Annotated in this window: 18 protein-coding genes; 1 reads left to right on the forward strand and 17 read right to left on the reverse strand. The window is 53.7% G+C overall.

Annotated features, from left to right (window positions below; all coding sequences use genetic code 11):
* Window positions 1–27 precede the first annotated feature (27 nt).
* The 4 genes from HYT79_05085 to HYT79_05100 all read right to left on the reverse strand — a co-directional run bounded on the left by HYT79_05085 (window position 28) and on the right by HYT79_05100 (window position 6,535).
* Window positions 28–1,500: an NADH-quinone oxidoreductase subunit M gene (locus HYT79_05085; GenBank protein MBI2069957.1), complete on the reverse strand. Its 1,473-nt coding sequence runs from the start codon at window positions 1,498–1,500 to the stop codon at window positions 28–30.
* Window positions 1,497–3,260, reverse strand: a complete 1,764-nt coding sequence (locus HYT79_05090) for a Na(+)/H(+) antiporter subunit D (protein MBI2069958.1) — start codon at window positions 3,258–3,260, stop codon at window positions 1,497–1,499. Before HYT79_05090 ends, HYT79_05085 begins: the two co-directional genes overlap by 4 nt.
* Before the next feature lie 63 nt (window positions 3,261–3,323).
* Window positions 3,324–4,262 carry a PD40 domain-containing protein gene (locus tag HYT79_05095; GenBank protein ID MBI2069959.1) on the reverse strand — a complete coding sequence of 313 codons (939 nt, stop codon included), beginning with the start codon at window positions 4,260–4,262 and terminating at the stop codon, window positions 3,324–3,326.
* Window positions 4,259–6,535 carry a hypothetical protein gene (locus tag HYT79_05100; protein MBI2069960.1) on the reverse strand — a complete coding sequence of 759 codons (2,277 nt, stop codon included), beginning with the start codon at window positions 6,533–6,535 and terminating at the stop codon, window positions 4,259–4,261. Before HYT79_05100 ends, HYT79_05095 begins: the two co-directional genes overlap by 4 nt.
* Before the next feature lie 27 nt (window positions 6,536–6,562).
* Here HYT79_05100 and HYT79_05105 point away from each other — a divergent pair, with 27 nt between their 5' ends.
* Window positions 6,563–6,757: a hypothetical protein gene (locus tag HYT79_05105; protein MBI2069961.1), complete on the forward strand. Its 195-nt coding sequence runs from the start codon at window positions 6,563–6,565 to the stop codon at window positions 6,755–6,757.
* A 347-nt stretch (window positions 6,758–7,104) separates the two neighbouring features.
* On the opposite strand, the gene HYT79_05110 is transcribed toward HYT79_05105, so the two are convergent.
* The 13 genes from HYT79_05110 to HYT79_05170 form a co-directional block, all read right to left on the reverse strand.
* Window positions 7,105–7,353 carry a hypothetical protein gene (locus tag HYT79_05110; protein ID MBI2069962.1) on the reverse strand — a complete coding sequence of 83 codons (249 nt, stop codon included), beginning with the start codon at window positions 7,351–7,353 and terminating at the stop codon, window positions 7,105–7,107.
* Window positions 7,350–8,840 carry a monovalent cation/H+ antiporter subunit D family protein gene (locus HYT79_05115; GenBank protein ID MBI2069963.1) on the reverse strand — a complete coding sequence of 497 codons (1,491 nt, stop codon included), beginning with the start codon at window positions 8,838–8,840 and terminating at the stop codon, window positions 7,350–7,352. The genes HYT79_05110 and HYT79_05115 overlap by 4 nt, the downstream gene beginning before the upstream one ends.
* The gene (nuoK, locus tag HYT79_05120) at window positions 8,834–9,139 is read right to left on the reverse strand and encodes an NADH-quinone oxidoreductase subunit NuoK (protein ID MBI2069964.1); all 306 of its coding nucleotides are present in this window, start codon (window positions 9,137–9,139) and stop codon (window positions 8,834–8,836) included. The genes HYT79_05115 and nuoK overlap by 7 nt, the downstream gene beginning before the upstream one ends.
* Window positions 9,139–9,711 carry an NADH-quinone oxidoreductase subunit J gene (locus HYT79_05125; GenBank protein MBI2069965.1) on the reverse strand — a complete coding sequence of 191 codons (573 nt, stop codon included), beginning with the start codon at window positions 9,709–9,711 and terminating at the stop codon, window positions 9,139–9,141. The genes nuoK and HYT79_05125 overlap by 1 nt, the downstream gene beginning before the upstream one ends.
* Window positions 9,712–9,752: 41 nt before the next feature.
* Window positions 9,753–10,781 carry an electron transfer flavoprotein subunit alpha/FixB family protein gene (locus tag HYT79_05130; protein ID MBI2069966.1) on the reverse strand — a complete coding sequence of 343 codons (1,029 nt, stop codon included), beginning with the start codon at window positions 10,779–10,781 and terminating at the stop codon, window positions 9,753–9,755.
* 14 nt (window positions 10,782–10,795) lie between these two features.
* Window positions 10,796–11,599, reverse strand: a complete 804-nt coding sequence (locus tag HYT79_05135) for an electron transfer flavoprotein subunit beta/FixA family protein (GenBank protein MBI2069967.1) — start codon at window positions 11,597–11,599, stop codon at window positions 10,796–10,798.
* Window positions 11,600–11,604: 5 nt separating this feature from the next.
* Window positions 11,605–12,855, reverse strand: coding sequence for an acyl-CoA dehydrogenase family protein (locus HYT79_05140; GenBank protein ID MBI2069968.1), 1,251 nt, complete (start codon window positions 12,853–12,855; stop codon window positions 11,605–11,607).
* A gap of 31 nt (window positions 12,856–12,886) precedes the next feature.
* The gene (rnc, locus tag HYT79_05145) at window positions 12,887–13,615 is read right to left on the reverse strand and encodes a ribonuclease III (GenBank protein MBI2069969.1); all 729 of its coding nucleotides are present in this window, start codon (window positions 13,613–13,615) and stop codon (window positions 12,887–12,889) included.
* A gap of 64 nt (window positions 13,616–13,679) precedes the next feature.
* A complete protein-coding gene (acpP, locus tag HYT79_05150; protein MBI2069970.1) occupies window positions 13,680–13,928 on the reverse strand; it encodes an acyl carrier protein in 249 nt (82 codons plus the stop codon).
* Window positions 13,929–14,076: 148 nt separating this feature from the next.
* On the reverse strand, window positions 14,077–14,817 hold the full coding sequence (gene fabG / locus HYT79_05155; protein MBI2069971.1) for a 3-oxoacyl-[acyl-carrier-protein] reductase: 741 nt from the start codon (window positions 14,815–14,817) through the stop codon (window positions 14,077–14,079).
* Between the two features lie 88 nt (window positions 14,818–14,905).
* Entirely contained in the window at window positions 14,906–15,967 is a 1,062-nt protein-coding gene (locus HYT79_05160; GenBank protein ID MBI2069972.1) for a phosphate acyltransferase, read from the reverse strand.
* Window positions 15,967–16,185: a 50S ribosomal protein L32 gene (gene rpmF / locus HYT79_05165; protein MBI2069973.1), complete on the reverse strand. Its 219-nt coding sequence runs from the start codon at window positions 16,183–16,185 to the stop codon at window positions 15,967–15,969. The genes HYT79_05160 and rpmF overlap by 1 nt, the downstream gene beginning before the upstream one ends.
* A 5-nt stretch (window positions 16,186–16,190) precedes the next feature.
* Entirely contained in the window at window positions 16,191–16,667 is a 477-nt protein-coding gene (locus HYT79_05170) for a DUF177 domain-containing protein (protein MBI2069974.1), read from the reverse strand.
* Window positions 16,668–16,684 lie beyond the last annotated feature (17 nt).

The raw sequence follows: 16,684 nt of genomic DNA on the forward strand, positions 1-16,684 counted from the left end.
AATGACGATGGGATAGCGAAAACTTTCTCATAACCCCGCCCTCAGACCAGCGCCGTTTAATTGCATCAGCAAATGTTCGACGGAAACGCGCAGAAAACCTAAAACGGAATCAGGGTAAAGCCCGATCACCAGCGCCAGCGCGGCCAAAGGAGCCAGGGTCGCCATTTCGCGCCAGTCCAGGTCCTTTAAATTGGGGTGGCGGTTGTCCCCCAGGGCCAACCGGTAAAACAGCCAGACCATATACATGGTCCCTAAAGCCACACCCAAAACGCCGGAGAGCCCGAGCCAAGTCCGCATGGTAAACGCGCCGTTTAAGATTAAAAATTCGCCGACAAAGGAATTCAAGCCAGGAAATCCGGTGGCTGCCAAGGAAAACAGCGCCAGAAAAACCGTGTAGACCGGAAGGGCCTTAAAAAGCCCGCCGTAACGCGCGATATCGCGGGTATGCGTTCGTTCATAAAGCATGCCCACGCATAAAAACAAGGCGCCGGTGATAATGCCGTGATTAATCATTTGAAGAATCGCGCCTTCCAGGCCGCTCGCGGTAAAAGAAAAAATGCCCAGCGTCACAAAACCCATGTGGCTGACGCTCGAATAAGCGATCAACCTTTTGACATCGGTTTGGGTCAAGGTCACGCACGCCCCCCAAATAATGGCGGCCACCGATAAGGCGAGCATAGGCTTCAAGAAATACAACGAGGCGCCGGGCAAAACCGGCAGGCAAACCCGGAGGAATCCGTAAGCGCCCATTTTAAGCAGAATCCCGGCTAAAATCACGCTCCCGGCCGTCGGCGCTTCGGTATGCGCGTCCGGAAGCCAGGTATGCAGAGGAAACATCGGCACTTTAACCGCAAACGCGGCCGTGAAAGCCCCGAACAGCCAATACTGAAGCGTGGGCTCGATCATGGTTCTGGACAAAGCGTCGAATTCCAGAGTTCCTCCGCCCAAATTGTAAAGCGCGATCATGCCCAAGAGCATCAAGACGCTGCCCGCTAAAGTGAACAGTAAAAATTTAACCGCGGCGTAAACCCGCTCCGTGGAGCCCCAAACCCCGATCAAGAGAAAAATAGGCACAAGAATAAGTTCCCAAAACACGTAAAAAAGCAAAAGGTTCGCGGCCGCAAAAAGCCCGATCATGGCGGTCTCGGAAACAAGGAGCGCGCCGTAAAACGCGCGCGTGCGCGTTTCAACCGCGCGCCAGGAAACGGCCACGCACAAAATGGAAAGCAAGGCCGCCAGGAAAATAAACGGCAGGCTGATCCCGTCCACGCCCACGGAATACGCGATATTCCAGGAAGGAATCCAAAGCGCCTGCTCCGTAAATTGCAGTTGGGCCATCTGCTTGTCGAACAGAAAGAACAAGGGCAAGGACAAAACGAATGTCGCGACCGTCGTCAACAGCGCGATCCAGCGCGCGGCCCTGGCGCTAGGGAAAAGCATAATGGCCGCGGCCCCGGCCATGGGCAGAAAAATAATGGAACTCAGCATATGGTCCATCATTGCAAGACTGCCGCCATCATCATGGCCACAATGAGTCCGGCGGCCATGGCCAGGCCATAATCCTGGGCATTGCCTGTTTGCATGGGGCGAAGCCAACGGGAAGCGGCTTGGGTCAAACGCCCGACGCCATTGGCCGCTCCGTCGACGACGACTTGATCCAGCTTGCGTAAAATTTTAGAAACGCCCAGGACAAGGCCGGTTGTGAAAAACTCATAAATTTCCCCGACAACGCGCTGCTCAAAACGCAGCAGAGGGGCCGCCCCCCAGCGCATAAAGGCGCCGGCGCCGCGCCGATAAAACCAATCCGTATCCAAACTAATCGTGGGTTTGGGATCGAGCTGAGGCAGAAGAAGAAAAAATCCCAGCGCGGTAAAGCCAAGAAGCCCCAAAGTCGCGATGACGTGATGGACCGTATACGGCGCGTAATCCACGGCAAAAGGCAAATGCCGGTAAAGAAGTCCCGGAGCCACGCCGATCAAAATACAGGCCCCCGCGGCTAAGGCCATGGCCGCAAGCATATTCGACGGCGGCTCTTGAGCCGCGATGCCTTTATCCTTGCCGAAAAACATGTAATACGGAAGTTTGAGTCCGGTATGCAGGAACGTTCCCGCAGAAGCCATGGTTAATAAGAGAAATAACGCGGCCCGATGCGATTCCCCCGCCGCTGAAACAACCATGGCCTTGCTCACGAATCCGCTGAACAGCGGCACCGCTGAAATGGCGAACGCGCCGATCATGTACAAAAACATGGTGCGCGGCATAGTTTTATAAAGGCCGCCCATTTCGCTGAGATTTCTTAATCCGGTCATTTGCAGCACGGCCCCGGCGCCCATAAAAAGCAGCGCCTTGTAAAGAATATGGGCGAAGGCATGCGCCGTGGCTCCGTTTAAGGCCAGTTCCGTCCCCAGGCCGACCCCGCAGACCATGTAACCCACCTGGCTGATGATGTGATAAGCCAACAGGCGGCGCGCGTCGTTTTCAAGAACGGCGTAAACAACGCCATAAAGGGCCATGGCTGCGCCGAGCCAAGCTAAGAGTTCGGTGCCCGGATAGCCGCGGATTAAAGCGTATACCGCTGATTTGGTGGTGAAGGCCGTCAAGAAAACCGCTCCGGTGGGCGTGGCCTCCGGGTAAGCGTCCGGCAGCCAGGCGCCTAAAGGCGGCACAGCCGCGTTTAATAAAAAGGCGATCAGAATTAAGAAAAAAGCCGGGCTGCCCGCGAAAGCGCCCATGTTGTCAAAAGCCAAAGAGCCGGTATCATTCCAATGAATCGCAGCTCCGGCCAAAAGGCATAAGCCGCCGACGACATGAACCAAAAGATAACGGAAACCAGCGGCTGTGGCTCGGGGATCACGCCTCAACCAAACAATCAAGACAGCGGCAACCGCCATCAATTCCCAAAAAATAAACAGCGCGAGGAAATCCCCGGCCAAGGTCACGCCAAGCGCTCCCCCCACGTACGTAAGGGCCGAGACGTGCTGAGCATCGTCGTTAACGTGAAGCGCGTACACCATCCCGATCAACGCCATGAGCGAAAAAACGTAACAGAAAACCAGGCTTAATTGATCCACCCGCCCGAAAACAATTTCCATGTCCAGGAACGACACCGCGCCATAAACGCCGGGTTGAAGCGACAGGCAGACAATGAAAGCCGCGGCCGGCAAAAGCACAAGATAGGTCTTTTGAACGCGCCCCTTAAGAAAAGGGACAAGCCAAGCGCCCACGATCAGCAACAAGCCGGGGTGGAGCCAGTTCATCATTGTTTATCTTGCTGCATTAAAGCTAACCGGGGCACACGCTAATGTCTTCGCCCTTTTCATTTCTTATTTCTCTACCGAAGAACTTTCCTTCGTAATTCCAGAATTCAATCTGTATTTATAAATGTTGCCCTCGTTGTCATGGCCTGAATCATCAAGAACAGCCCATTGCTCATCAGGGGAAATGTCAAACTTGCGGCCGCTGTCAAAAATAGGGCCCCAGTCAAGAACTTTCATTGGGGGCTCTGACCCATCAGCCTTGATTTTCCAGAGGCTCGGATGAGTGCTGTAATAAAAATATTGGCCATTTTTGGACCACTGAACATCCTCAACCTTTGTTTCCTGAGAAAACCGGCGTTGATTTTCCCTATTTAAGCCGATTAGCCAAATTCTCCGATACTCTTTCCAGGGCTTGCGAACTTCCTCGACGGCAATATAGGCCAAGGTGTCCTCTTTAGGTGACCAGTCACAGCAACGCTCCCACTTATTAGCCGGCAGGGGTGTAAATGGAAATTGATTTTTCCCGTCGCTATCCATGACCCAGAGCCGCGCATCGCGCGTAAACACCATCTGCTTGCCGTCAGGGGACCAGCAGGGATGCTGAGCCCTTTCTCCTAACGACTGGGCATTGGTCAATTGCCGTAGATCGGTGCCATCGATGTTCACCACAAAAATATCAAAAAGCCATATATTTTTTTTTGCATCCTTAGGACCAATTCCATAACTTTGAAAAGCGATCTTTTTGCCGTCAGGGCTCCAGGCGGGCGCCGAGCTGTTACGCAGCTTCTTGGTAATTTGCTTCTGCCTTTTGCCATTAACATCCATAACCCAGATATTCGTATAGCCTATCTTGTTGCTTGAGAAAGCTATCTTTGTCCCATCAGGGCTAAAAACAGGGTCCCTGCATCCTATGTCTCCCTTTACATCGGTGATGCGAATTCCCTGGGCAGAAAGAGGGGAGCATGAGAGGATAATGAATAGACCAAGAAAAGAGCACCTGGTCATAAGGTCGCTGCCAACCGGGACCAGGAGCCAATACGCTGGTTCTCCCTGGCTTTGCGGGCATTCTCAAGTTTTTGAATGAGGCTCTTGAGAATGCCGTCATTATCGATAAGATTAAGTTGTCTTGCCAGGCGCAGGTCAATTTCCAAACTTTGAAATGAAACAGTTTTAATTACAGATGAGGGTTGGCCTGGGATTGGGCTGTAAGATACTTGATAAACATCAATTTTCCCTGCCATTGTGAGGCCGGAAAATTGGGTGTCCAAGCTAGTTTGAGCGTTGGAATCAGTATTAATCAGATTTAAATGATAGCTCCCTTCCCCTGTGCCAACAACCTGAATGCTATAGAGACCTGGAGGGGCCGGGGTTAGCTCAAGATAAGCAAAACGTTCTTCATCATTGCCTTCCCCGGTGTCATCTCCCAACGAGGTATCGGACTCGTATGCGGCTCCAGGGATTTGCGTAACAAGAGAAGAAGCTAAAGGATCAAACCCTGTTTTTCTTCCTAGAGAATCAATCAGCAAAAGCTCGATGGGGGAGCGGCCTAATATATTGACGCTGCTGCTGTCGCCTGACTCTGGGGTCAAGACTCTTAAAGAAATGATCTTACGTTTTAGGGGATCGGAGATTCTGTTGAAGTATTCGGTTAATGTTTCGATATCGCTATTCCCTGGATCATTGATGGCGTAGGTTTCCCCTTGTTTGCCTTTGATCACCAAAAAATGGGTTTTGTCGGAAGTACCAATACTGTAAACCTTGACAATAACAGGCTGTTCTTTTAGCTCAAGGTCAACTTGTTCATTGGTGGGCTGGTCAATTCTGGTGTAGTGAAATGGCCGGTCTTGAGTATCAGTGTAGGCAGGGATTTTGGGGAAGATAAGATCAGCGCCATCAAAAGCATCGGCTTCTTTGAGGCCATTATTGAGGGTAAGGGGATTAACGTCAAAGCCATAGAATCTCAATATATTGCTGACAGTAACAACGGCGCAGCCGATGTTTCTAAACATCTGATTTTCCCCGGTACCATTGCCAACGAATTCGCCAGCCCAATCAACGTCTTCTCCAAATTGTTTATCATCATCTACCTCATGCGCTATGTCGCCGGATGCTCCCCCCACCGTCACGCTGGCTAAATGAATCTCCTGGCCCGGGTTAATCGTATAGTGGAGGACGGCCTGTCCGACGACGGTTCCGGTTGGGTCTCCGATATTGACGTCGGCCTGCACAGGGATGGATTGGCCGGGAGCGCGATAGAAAAGCCACATGCCGTAGGTGCCCTCAAGGGGTGTCGTGGAAGCAACGACAAAGCTGCCCTCGCCGCAACCTAATCCGAAGTTAAGCGGCTCTCCGGAACTCGCCAAAAAAGAATCGGAACGCATGTCGCTTCTGGCATCGCCTGAAACATTAACGAGACTAAACCGTTGGAAAAGAGCTTGAGAGGCAAGCCGCTTGAGTCGGCATTGATAATGAGAAACTTGACTGCCGTCGGGAGAAACTTCAACAACATCAGTCTCGGCGATAATCGTTCCAGGGGCATCGGCAAAATCCAAGACCTCATCGCTGCCGGGCTCTTGGATGCCTAAAGCCAGGTCGCCGATTGAGACCGGGTTGACTGCAGGGCTTTCAACAAAAGTAAAGTCTGTGAAATGAAGAACGCCTCCTTGATTGGCTGCAAAAACCTTGGGTTCATCAGGAGGCGCAATGTGAGAGCCGGGACCCATCAGATGCGCAAGCTGGGTCAACAGCCTGGCTTTAAGCTCTTTTGGAAGCTGAGATCGTTCGATAAGAAGTTCTGGGGTTGAGGCCTGACCCTGAACCTGGGCTTGGGGAAACTCCTGGAAGGTTTTAATGGAACGGTTTTTAACTTGTTTAGCCTCATCGCCGATTAAGTTTAAGCCTAAATTGCCCCTGAGGGTTAAACCTTGGGTGTTATCAGGATCAACGATCAAGGCGAATTCTGAGCCCCTGCCGTCATTATTGATAAGGATGTTGTTTTGGGAACCTGGGTCAAAAGAAGAGTCTCCGCAGCATTGATTGGTCAGCCAAATGCCCACACCTGCTGATGGGGTAGTCGGGTTGTCCGGGATGGATGTTTTGTTGTTCTCTACGGCGGTGTTATCGGCATTTAAAAGAAAAATGCCGGACATGGAAAAAAGGGTTAAAGAATCGGGGATTTGGCCGGAGATCGCGTTGTGGGCGATGGTGTTGTTCTGGGGTCTTGAGCGCAATTGGCTTTGGACAACAGCGCCTCTCCATAGTTGGGCCACAATACCCACGCCTCCCCCGCAAAGTTTGGCTCCCGTTTGGCAGTCAAAAACAGAGAGATTTTCGATGACGTTGTGATGGATATTCCAATTGTCTCCGCCGTTATTGGTGATGGCTTGAACCGTGCCCAGGACTTTGATGTGGCTGATTTCAACGTCGTTGATTTTGTCATTGCCGTTGATCAAGTCTCTGGAAAAAATAGCGGCTCCAAGGGGATCAAGATTGCTGTTTGAAACGCCTTGTCCGTCAAAGGTCAAGTGATGGATTTTGCTGCCGCTTGCTTCCTTTCTTGAGAGCCAGAGGCCGACTTTAAAACCGGAAGGATGTTTGGGCGAATCGCAGCCGATAATCACGGCCCCTTCCCCGGTAATTTCCAGACGCTTGGAAACAAAAGCGCCGCAGTGACGGCCGGGCGAGAGCCTGATTGTGTCGCCTGGGCCGGCAGCATTAACGGCTGCCTGGAGGGTTGGCTGGTTTTTGGGAACTTCAACGACGGCAGCGCTAATAAATGGAATAAAAATACTGCCGATTAAAAAAAGAAACAAAAAGAAACTGCCGTAAAAAATTCTCGATCTCCGTATCACTTTTTGCCTCTGCCGCTTTCCTCATAATAATTTTCAGGGCGCATCAGCCAAAACTGCCCGATGAATTTGGACACGACGATAATGAGGACGCAGGACACCAAACCATAAAGCGAGCCCCAGGCCGGAAAATGCTCAAAATCAAAATGAACATGCCCGTGGAACAGGCGCGGAGCGATGATTTCAACCAAAGCGATAACGCCCAGGCTGATATAAAACCACTGCTTCGCTTTCGCAGAGAATTTCATGGAAGCGCTCTACCGGCCAAACCGAGCAGAAAATTCGGATAAAAACCGAGCGCCACCGAGGCCACGGCGCTTAAAACCAAAGGCACAACCATCCACGGAATTTCCCGCGCATGTTCATGGCCATGAGCGGCCTCGGCAACCTGTTCTTTTTCAAAGTAGGCCTTATAGACGACAGGCCCTAGGTACGCTGCCGTGAAAAAAGACGAAAGCAGAAGCACGGCCATCAGCGCCAAACTTCCGCGCTCCAAGGAACCGAGGACCAAATTCCATTTGGACACGAACCCGCCTGCAGGCGGCACGCCCACTAAACTCAACGTTGCGAGCGTGAAAGCGGCCATGGTCCAGGGCATGCGCTTGGCGAGCCCGGAAAGCTGGCTCACTTGCGTTTTATGCGCCGTGACATAGATAGAACCGGCGCAGAAAAACAGAGTGATTTTGGCGAAGGCGTGATTCGTGATATGAATGATTCCGCCCAAAGCGCCCCTCGAGGTCAACAGCGCGCCGCCTAAAAGAATATAAGAAAGCTGGGAAATGGTTGAAAAAGCGAGCCGCGCTTTTAAATTATCCGCCCCAAGGGCCAGCACCGAGGCCACGAGAATCGTAATGGCCGCGGCCCAAAGCGTCAACTCATCGGCGCCCACGATGCTCATGGCTTCCGGGCCGAAGACGAACAGCATCACCCGCAGCATGGAGAAGACGCCGGTTTTAACGACGGCCACGGCATGCAGCAGGGCGCTGACCGGCGTAGGCGCCACCATGGCCGCGGGCAGCCAGCTATGCATGGGCATAATCGCGCTTTTGGCAAATCCGAACAGAAACATCGCAAAAATACCCCAGAAAAACGCCGGCCGCGCATAGAGAATTTCCAGAGGCAGAATGCCTCCTTTTTGGAATTCCAAAGTTCCGGTGGTCGTATAAATCAAGACAATCGCGGCCAGCAAAAAAACTTTAGCCGCGCCCAAAAGATAAATCGCGTATTTGCGGGCGCCGGCCTTGGCTTCCGGGGTTTCCTTATGCGCGACCAAAGGATAGGTGGCCAATGTCAGCGCTTCGTAAAAGATAAAAAGCGTAAAAAGATTGGCGGCAAAGGCCACGCCCATAGTCGCGGACATGGCCAGGGCAAAACAGGCGAAGTAGCGGGTTTGAGCGTGCTCCGAGAGCGCGCGCATGTAACCCACGGAATAAAACGAGGTTGCGATCCATAAAAGCGAGGCGCCCAGCGCGAACAAAAGCCCGAACGCATCAGCGCGAAAGGCGATTTCCACCCCGGGCAACAGGCGGAACAAAACGCATTCGAGGTTCAGGCCCGACCAAACAGCCGGAATCATGGACGCCACAATCAAAAACTTCAAAATCCCGGCTCCGACCGACCAAAACTCCCTAAGATTCCGGCGTTTCGAGCCCGTCGCCATGACAAGAAATGCGGCGATCAGGGAAACCGAAACAGCGCAAACAGGTTTCAAAGAAAAGGCCGTTGTCGTCACCATTTAAGTTTGGTCAGTTCATCAATATGAGCCGCGGGCTGGTTGCGTTGAAGGGCGAGCAAAAGGCCGAGCCCGACCGCGACCTCGGCCGCGGCCACGGCAATGACAAAGATGGCGACGACCTGGCCGCCTAAATTTTGAAGATGAAAACCAAAACCGGCCAAACTCACATTCACGGCATTGAGCATAATCTCCACCGAAACCAGCATCAAAATAAGGTTGCGGCGGATCAAAAAGCCCGTCATGCCGATTCCAAAAAGAATCGCGCTCAACATCAGATAAGAAGATAAAGGAGCCGCCATTAAACGTTTGTCCCCGAAAGAGCCCTTGTTTGCCGCGCCGCCGGACCGGATGATTGAGCAATTTTTCCGTTGGCCGGCTGCGCCCGGCGTTTCCCCAAGACAATGGCGCCCACGATCGCGGCTAAAAGAATCAAGGAAGCGATCTCAAAATGAACGGCAAAATCGCCGAAAAGCGCCGTGCCAAGGTCGGCGACCGTGGGCTGCCAGAGGACGCCCTCAGGCAAGGGCCCGTCAAACGCCAGACCCTTCAACGAGCGCAGCGCCGTCGCAGCCAAAACCACGAAACCCAATCCCGCGGCAACGCCGAAAATCCAATGCGCGCCGTAACGGGGCTCGTTCCCCTCGACTTTTAAATCCAACAGCATCAAGATGATCAAATAAAACACAAGGATGGCCCCCGCATAAATAATAATTTGAGTGGCGGCCAAAAATTGAGCTCCGGCTAAAAGAAAAATTCCCGCCACATGCAAAAAAAGGGCCAAAACCCAAAGGACGCTATGGATCGGATTGCGGCGAGTGACGGCTAGAAGGGCCGAGGTTACGCTTGCGGCCGCAAGATAAGCGAAGGCCATAAACGACCTAACTCAGGACCGGGCCCGAATCGCGCAGGTCCTTAATGTTTATGCTTCTCGATTTCTTTGACGGCCAATGGAATAAATTCATATAAATCCGCCTCAATGCTGAAGGTCGCCAGTTTCATCAGCGGGCAATCGGGATCTTTATTGACGGCGATAATGACTTCCGCCTGGCCCATGCCGGCTAAATGCTGCACCTGACCGGAAATACCGCAAGCGATGTAAAGCTTGGGCCGGACCGTCCGTCCGGTCAGACCGACCTGATGCCGGTAAGGAATCCATCCGGAATCAACCGCCGCCCGGGAAGCGCCGACAGCCGCCCCCAAAACTTTGGCCAGAGCGCGGATCGTCTCAAAGCCCTCGGCTTTGGATAAGCCCCGGCCGCCGGAAACGATTTTATCCGCGGAACCGATATCAATCTCGGTGTTCTGTTCGGGAACAAAATTCACGAATTTTGTTTTTGAATTCCAGGAAGAAGGGTCCACGGCGACTTTTACGGTTTCGCCGGTTTTCCCGGCGCTGCGTGCGGCTCTCGAAAAAACCATGGGCCGCACGGTCACGATCTCGGGACGGCTGCGCTCGCACAAAACAGTGGCGATCAGATTGCCGCCGTAGGCCGGGCGCATCGCTTTTAAGACGCCATTGGCCACGCCGTTATTGCCTGAGCTGACGGACAAATCCGTCACATCCGCCATGGCTCCGGTTTTTAGACGAACGGCCAAGCGTCCCGCGATGGAACGGCCGATCGTGGACGCCGGCAAGAGAAGCTTATTAGGCTTCTCTTTTTCAATCAAATCAGCCAAAACTTTGACGTAAGCTTCATCGATGAAATTAGCCAATTCAGGATGATCGGCCAAGTAAACCTTGGCCGCGCCCGCTTCAAAAAGTTCCTTCGCGTATCCATCAAGTTGATGGCCGACCAGCACCACGGACAACGGCTCGCCCAAATCTCCGGCAAGCTTGCCGCCGATGGACAAGAGCTCGTAAACGGTTGGGACCAATTTACCGCGGCGAATTTCGCCGACGCACCAAACGCCTTTATATTGACCGAGATTTGTTTCGGACATGGTATTTTTCCTTCCTATAGAAGTTTCAGCTCTTTAAGCTTTTCGACGAATTTTTGCGCCTTTTCTTCGATGGTGGCGCCTTCGATGCGCACGCCGCCTTGCCTTCTGGCCGGCGCGTCTTTTTTCCACACCTTAGTCGGGCTGCCCGTCAACCCCAAGTGCGCGGCATCGGCGCCGATATCAGCGGCCGACCATTTGGCGACGACCGCTTTTTTAGAGGCCATTTTGCCTTTAAGCGAAGGCAGGCGCGGCTCATTGATCTCTTTGACGACGGAAATCAAGGCCGGCAGCTTCATTTCCAGAACATCCATGCCGTCTTCCATCATGCGCTCCACGCGCACGATTTGATCGTTGATTTCCTCGACCTTCTTGACGAAGGCGACATTGGGCCAATCCAGCCAGGCGGACAAACCGGGGCCCACCTGGCCCGTATCGCCGTCATTGGTCTGTTTGGCGCAGATAACCACGTCCACTTTGCCTTTTTCCTGCTGAATTTTCCGAATGCCCATGGACAGCACGTAGGCCGTGGCGTAGGAATCGGAATCATTGAACGCCTCGTCCGAGAGATGGTACACGCTGTCGATGCCGCGGGCGATCGCCTCGCGCAGGATTTCTTCCGAGCGCGCCGGACCCATGGTCACGGCCGCGGTCCACGAGCCGGGAACGCGCTCTTTCAAACGGATCGCTTCTTCCAAGGCGTATTCATCAAACGGGCTGATCGCATAGGTCAACCCGGTGGACATCAACTCCCCGGTATGGGGATCGATCTGGACGGATGAGGAAGCCGGCGTTTGTTTGATGCAGACGACAATATTCAAAGGCATTAGACGCTCAGAGCCTCCTTGGTGTTGGCCTTGGAAGCATACTCTTTAATGGTCATCATGGCGATTTCGTTTTTCTGAATCTGGCTCGTCCCCTCGTAGATTTGCGTGATTTTCGCGTCCCGCATAAATTTCTCGATGGGGAAATCCCGCATGTAACCGATGCCGCCGCACATCTGAACGCAGTCGGTGGTCACAGCCATCGCCGTCTCCGAACAAGAGAGTTTGACCATGGCCGAATATTTCGTCAGGCGGGCGCCGCTCAAAGCCGTCATTTCCTCGTAAACCGTTTTACCGGAAGCTTGACTCCGGCTGAAGGCCTCTTTGAGAGTTCGATCCATGACGCGGTTGACCGCATAGAGCAGAGCCCTGGATGTTTCGATCTTGGTGGCGCAATCCGCGAGCATGTGCTGGAGAGCCTGGAAATGAATGATGGCCTGGCCGAATTGTTTGCGCACGCGCATGTACTCGATGGCCTCATTCAAGGCGCCCTGAGCGATGCCCACGGCCTGGGCGCCGACGCCGGGACGGGAAAAGTCGAACGTCGCCTGCGCGACGAACAACCCGCGCCCCTCTTCCCAAAGCAGGTTCTTGGCCGGCACTTTGCAGTTATTGAGCACCAGTTCGTACGTGGGGCTGGCGCGAATGCCCATTTTGGTTTCTTTCTTGCCGAAGGAGAAGCCCGGAGTTCCTTTTTCAACGACAAAGGCCGAAATACCCCGCGCCCCTCTCTTTGGGTTGGTCGAAGCGAAGAGCGTATAAATTTCCGCAACCTCGCCGTTGGAACAGAAGTTCTTCATGCCGTTGAGGATATAGTAATCCCCCTCGCGCTTAGCCGTAGTCCTGGTGGCCGTCGCCTCGGAACCGGCTTCAGGCTCGGTAATGGTGAAAGCGCCCAGGCGCTTGCCGCTGGCTAAATCCGGCAGCCAGCGCTTCTTCTGCTCGTCCGTGCCGAAAAGAAGAATCGGAATCGCGCACAAGCCGCACGCCGCGATGCAAAGAGCGATACCGCCGCAGACTTTGGATATTTCCTCCGTGACCAGGCAAAGCTCCGTATTGGCGCCGCCCAAACCGCCGTACTCCTGCGGCAAATACACGCCGAAAAGATCCGCGCGCCGGAACTCTTCGATGACTTCCCAGGGGAATTTTTCCGTTTCATCGTGATGGGCGCGGACGGGCTTGACCTTTTTTTCGGCGATTTCCCGCGCCAGTTTGATGATTTCCCTTTGTTCGTCCGTAAATTCGTGGTCCAATGTCAACAACATATTGATCTCCTTTTTTCTGTCATTCTTCCTGCTTCAAGATCACCTTGAAGCTGCGCAGCGCCTCTTTGGCTGCGACCTGCTCGGCTTCCTTCTTATTCTTGCCGATGCCCCGGCCCAAGATTTTCCCCTCAAAGCATGCCTCCACCTCGAACGTTTTTGCGTGCTCGGGCCCCCAGCATTGATGGACGCGGTACTCCGGAATTTTCTTGTACGTTTTTTGGATGACTTCCTGAAGCCGGCTCTTGTAATCCCTGATCACTAGGCGCTTTTTCTTCATGACCCAACGCGTCACCACCAATTGCCGGCAAACTTCAAGGCCGGCTTCAAGGTACAAGGCGCCGATCACCGCTTCCGCGCAATTAGCCAGGATATTGTCGCGTTCCCTGGTCACCAATTGCTTGGCGTCGAGCGTTTCCTTTGAACTGACGCGCACATAAGCTTCGAGGTTTAAGTGCTGCGCCAATTCCAAGAGGCTCTTTTTGGCGACCAGCATTGATTTGAGTTTAGAGAGCTTCCCCTCGTCCGCATCCGCGAATTTGCCGTAAAGATACTCGGCCACCAGCATGTTGAACACGCTGTCGCCTAAGAACTCCAGGCGTTCGTTGGAAACCCCGAGGTTATGCTCCGACCCGAACGAGCTGTGCGTCAACGCCAGCTCCAGGAGCTGTTTATCTTTAAATGCGTAACCGAGCGCGCGTTCGAGTTCGCTCAAGCGCTGTTCGGCAGCAAGGCCTTCGGCCGTGACCATGAATCACAACAAGGCGGACACCAAGGCCGCCTTGTCGACAAGATATTAAAGCGAAACAGATTCGCTATTTCTTGCCGTGCGTTCTAATGTACTCGACCGCTTGGCCGACGGTTTGAATCTTCTCTGCGTCTTCGTCCGGAATCTCGGCGTTAAACTCTTCTTCCAGAGCCATGACGAGCTCAACGGTGTCTAGAGAGTCTGCGCCCAGGTCGTTGACAAAGTGGGAATTCTGACTGACTTCCCCTGCGTCCACGCCTAACTGCTCCACGATGATTTTTTTTACGCGCGCCTCAACGTCGTTTGTTACGGCCATGAGAGTTCCTCCACTGCTCATTTTCATTTGGAGCCCGGCTTTAAGACGCTAGGAGACAGGGAAGGGATTTCCCCTTCACTAACTCCTAACTCTTTCGGTCCAAGGCCCTTTAGCATTAAACACGCCTTACTTTTAGGCATGTCAAAATCTACATGTACAATCCGCCGTTAACCCCGATGACTTGTCCCGTCACATAACTGACGTCGTCCGAGGCCAAGAACAGGCAGACTTTGGCCACTTCCACGGGTTCGGCGAAACGCCCCAAAGGCGTCCAGGTCATAAATTGCTTTTTGATCTCCTCCGGAAGCACCTCGGTCAGGCGCGTGCGCACGAATCCCGGAGCAATGGCATTGCACAAAATGTTGCGGGAGGCCAATTCCTTGGCCACGGTCTTGGTCAGGGCGATCAACCCGCCTTTGCTGGCCGCATAATTGGCCTGGCCGGGATTGCCGTATTGACCCACGACCGAGGCGATATTGACGATGCGCCCGTAGCGCTGCTTCATCATCGGGTGGGCGCAAGCCTTGATCAAGTAAAAGGCGGCCTTTAAGTTGACGTCCATCACCGCGTTCCACTGATCATCAGTCATTCGCATGATCAAATTATCTTTGGTAATGCCGGCATTGTTGACCAAAATATCGATGCGCCCGAACGTTGCGACGGCTTTTTGGACCGCGGCTTCGCAATCCTCTTTCTTGGTCACATTGCCCGCGGCCGTGGCCACGGAATCGCCCGATCCGGACACTTCCTTGGCCGCGGACTCAAGAGCGGCGGCATCCAAATCGCAAAGAACGACTTTCGCGCCCTCCGCGTGGAAAAGCTTGGCCGTGGCCCGGCCGATGCCTTGGGCCGCGCCGGTGATTAAAGCTACCCTATCCTTTAATCTCAATCTTGATCATTGCTCGGTTTTCTGAGATGCCACTTCTAGCATAATTCATCCCCTCCGCTTGCAGTCTAGGCAAAAAACCCCGTCAAAATCAAGAGAGCTTGCCCGCTGCCGCCACGCCTCCTGGGTTGGCGATCAAAGCCGCGTAATGTCTCAGGTACTCTTCTTGGATTTTTGCCGTTCCTTCGATGGCCGCGAATTGCCCGCAGCGAACAAGCCCGCTGGCGATCGCGGCCGGAGAAGAACGCCCGTGCCCGATAAACAAATTTCCGCGCGCGCCCAATAAAGGCGCGCCGCCGATGGCTTCCCAGGAAAGCTTCTTTTTGAGTTTCTTTAAGCTGGGCAGCATTAACAGGCCGCCTAATTTGCCCAGCCAGTTTAAATTTTTCTTGAGCATGCGCCCGGCTTCCTCAATAAAGCCCTCGCCTAATTTGAGCGCAATATTGCCGACGAATGCGTCGCAAATCACCACATCCACCCGGCCCAAGGGCAAATCCTTGCCCTCGACCATGCCCGCGAAATCATTGGGGATCAACTTTTCGATCAAACGATAGGCTTCCTTAATCTTTGAATTGCCCTTAGTGCGCTCTTCGCCGATGGACAACAGCCCGACCCTCACCGATTCCCTGCCCAGCATGGCTTTAGCATAGAGGCTGCCCAGCACCGCGAAATGGGCCAATTGCCGCGCGTCCGCGTCTGGAGTCGCGCCCGCATCCATGAGATAAGTGGCGCCCCGGCTATTCGGCCATGGAATAGGAAGGCCGGGTTTTAACGACTCATCCGGGTACGTGCCAAGAATCTCCAGCGCCCAATACACGCTGGCCGTGGTCGAGCCCGCGCTCATGACCCCGGCCACTTCGCCCGCTTTCAACAATTCGAGGCATTTGGCGATGGAGGAATCCTTGCGCCGCTTGGCGATGGCGAACGTGCCCTCGCCCATGCCCACGGCTTCGGACGAAACCACGATTTTGATGGCCCGGTTTCGCCAACCGGGTTCGAATTTTGATAAGGCGCTCTCCAAATCTTTGGGAACGCCGGCTAAATGAACCTCGAGGTTCGGCTCTCGATCCAGGGCTTCCAGAGCGCCCTTGACCAGGGGTTCACAGCCGAAATCTCCCCCCATGGCATCCAGAGCGATGGGGATTCTTTTCATTATTGCTGCCCGCCCTGTTCGCCTTTCTTGGACTTTTCCATTTTGGGAGTGATGACGAGCCGTCCGCCGTAAAACCCGCATTTGCCGCAAACGCGATGCGGCAGCTTCATTCCCTTGCAATTAGGGCAAGGCACGGCAGCCACCGGCTCCACGCGCCAATTGGACGCCCGCCGTATGCCGGTGCGATGCCTTGTATGTTTCTTCTTTGGATTGGGCATAGCTTTTATTGCTCCTTTCTCTTATAGATATCCTTAAGTTTACCAAATGGATTTGAGATTGCAGGCCGGCAGGAACAGGCCTCTTTATTGCGGTTAACCCCGCAGGTGGGGCACAAGCCACGGCAGTCCCCCCGGCATAAAGGCTTGACCGGCAAAACAAGGACCAAAGCTTGGCGGATTTGCTCCCCGACGTCGATTTCAGGAGCGCTTAAAGGATACGTTTCCTCAAGCTCCTGGGTAAAGGACTGCTCGAATTCATCCCCACAGCGCGAACAAACGAGCTTAAAACCGCCCTCGATTTGCCCCAGCAGCAAAAGCTCTTTGGATCCGATGGAAATCTCGAATTCGGCTTCCAGGCGCTCATTGAGGCGGGCCGTCGGGCTCGCGATATCCTCGGCAAAGGACTTGGTCTCTTCAATCGGGCCTGAGAAGGAAAGGCCGCCTTCGCTGACGATTTCTTCGGTTCGATAGATCAGGGGCATGGGTTTAGCTTACTAAT

The organism is Elusimicrobiota bacterium (genome assembly GCA_016180815.1).
Lineage (GTDB): Bacteria > Elusimicrobiota > Elusimicrobia > JACQPE01 > JACQPE01 > JACPAN01.

Bases quoted from the DNA above. Each gene is read 5' to 3' on its own strand.
- HYT79_05085 (MBI2069957.1), bottom strand. From the start codon at position 1,500: ATGATGGACCATATGCTGAGTTCCATTATTTTTCTGCCCATGGCCGGG.
- HYT79_05090 (MBI2069958.1), bottom strand. From the start codon at position 3,260: ATGATGAACTGGCTCCACCCCGGCTTGTTGCTGATCGTGGGCGCTTGG.
- HYT79_05095 (MBI2069959.1), bottom strand. From the start codon at position 4,262: ATGACCAGGTGCTCTTTTCTTGGTCTATTCATTATCCTCTCATGCTCC.
- HYT79_05110 (MBI2069962.1), bottom strand. From the start codon at position 7,353: ATGAAATTCTCTGCGAAAGCGAAGCAGTGGTTTTATATCAGCCTGGGC.
- HYT79_05115 (MBI2069963.1), bottom strand. From the start codon at position 8,840: ATGGTGACGACAACGGCCTTTTCTTTGAAACCTGTTTGCGCTGTTTCG.
- nuoK (MBI2069964.1), bottom strand. From the start codon at position 9,139: ATGGCGGCTCCTTTATCTTCTTATCTGATGTTGAGCGCGATTCTTTTT.
- HYT79_05125 (MBI2069965.1), bottom strand. From the start codon at position 9,711: ATGGCCTTCGCTTATCTTGCGGCCGCAAGCGTAACCTCGGCCCTTCTA.
- HYT79_05130 (MBI2069966.1), bottom strand. From the start codon at position 10,781: ATGTCCGAAACAAATCTCGGTCAATATAAAGGCGTTTGGTGCGTCGGC.
- rnc (MBI2069969.1), bottom strand. From the start codon at position 13,615: ATGGTCACGGCCGAAGGCCTTGCTGCCGAACAGCGCTTGAGCGAACTC.
- acpP (MBI2069970.1), bottom strand. From the start codon at position 13,928: ATGGCCGTAACAAACGACGTTGAGGCGCGCGTAAAAAAAATCATCGTG.
- HYT79_05160 (MBI2069972.1), bottom strand. From the start codon at position 15,967: ATGAAAAGAATCCCCATCGCTCTGGATGCCATGGGGGGAGATTTCGGC.
- rpmF (MBI2069973.1), bottom strand. From the start codon at position 16,185: ATGCCCAATCCAAAGAAGAAACATACAAGGCATCGCACCGGCATACGG.
- HYT79_05170 (MBI2069974.1), bottom strand. From the start codon at position 16,667: ATGCCCCTGATCTATCGAACCGAAGAAATCGTCAGCGAAGGCGGCCTT.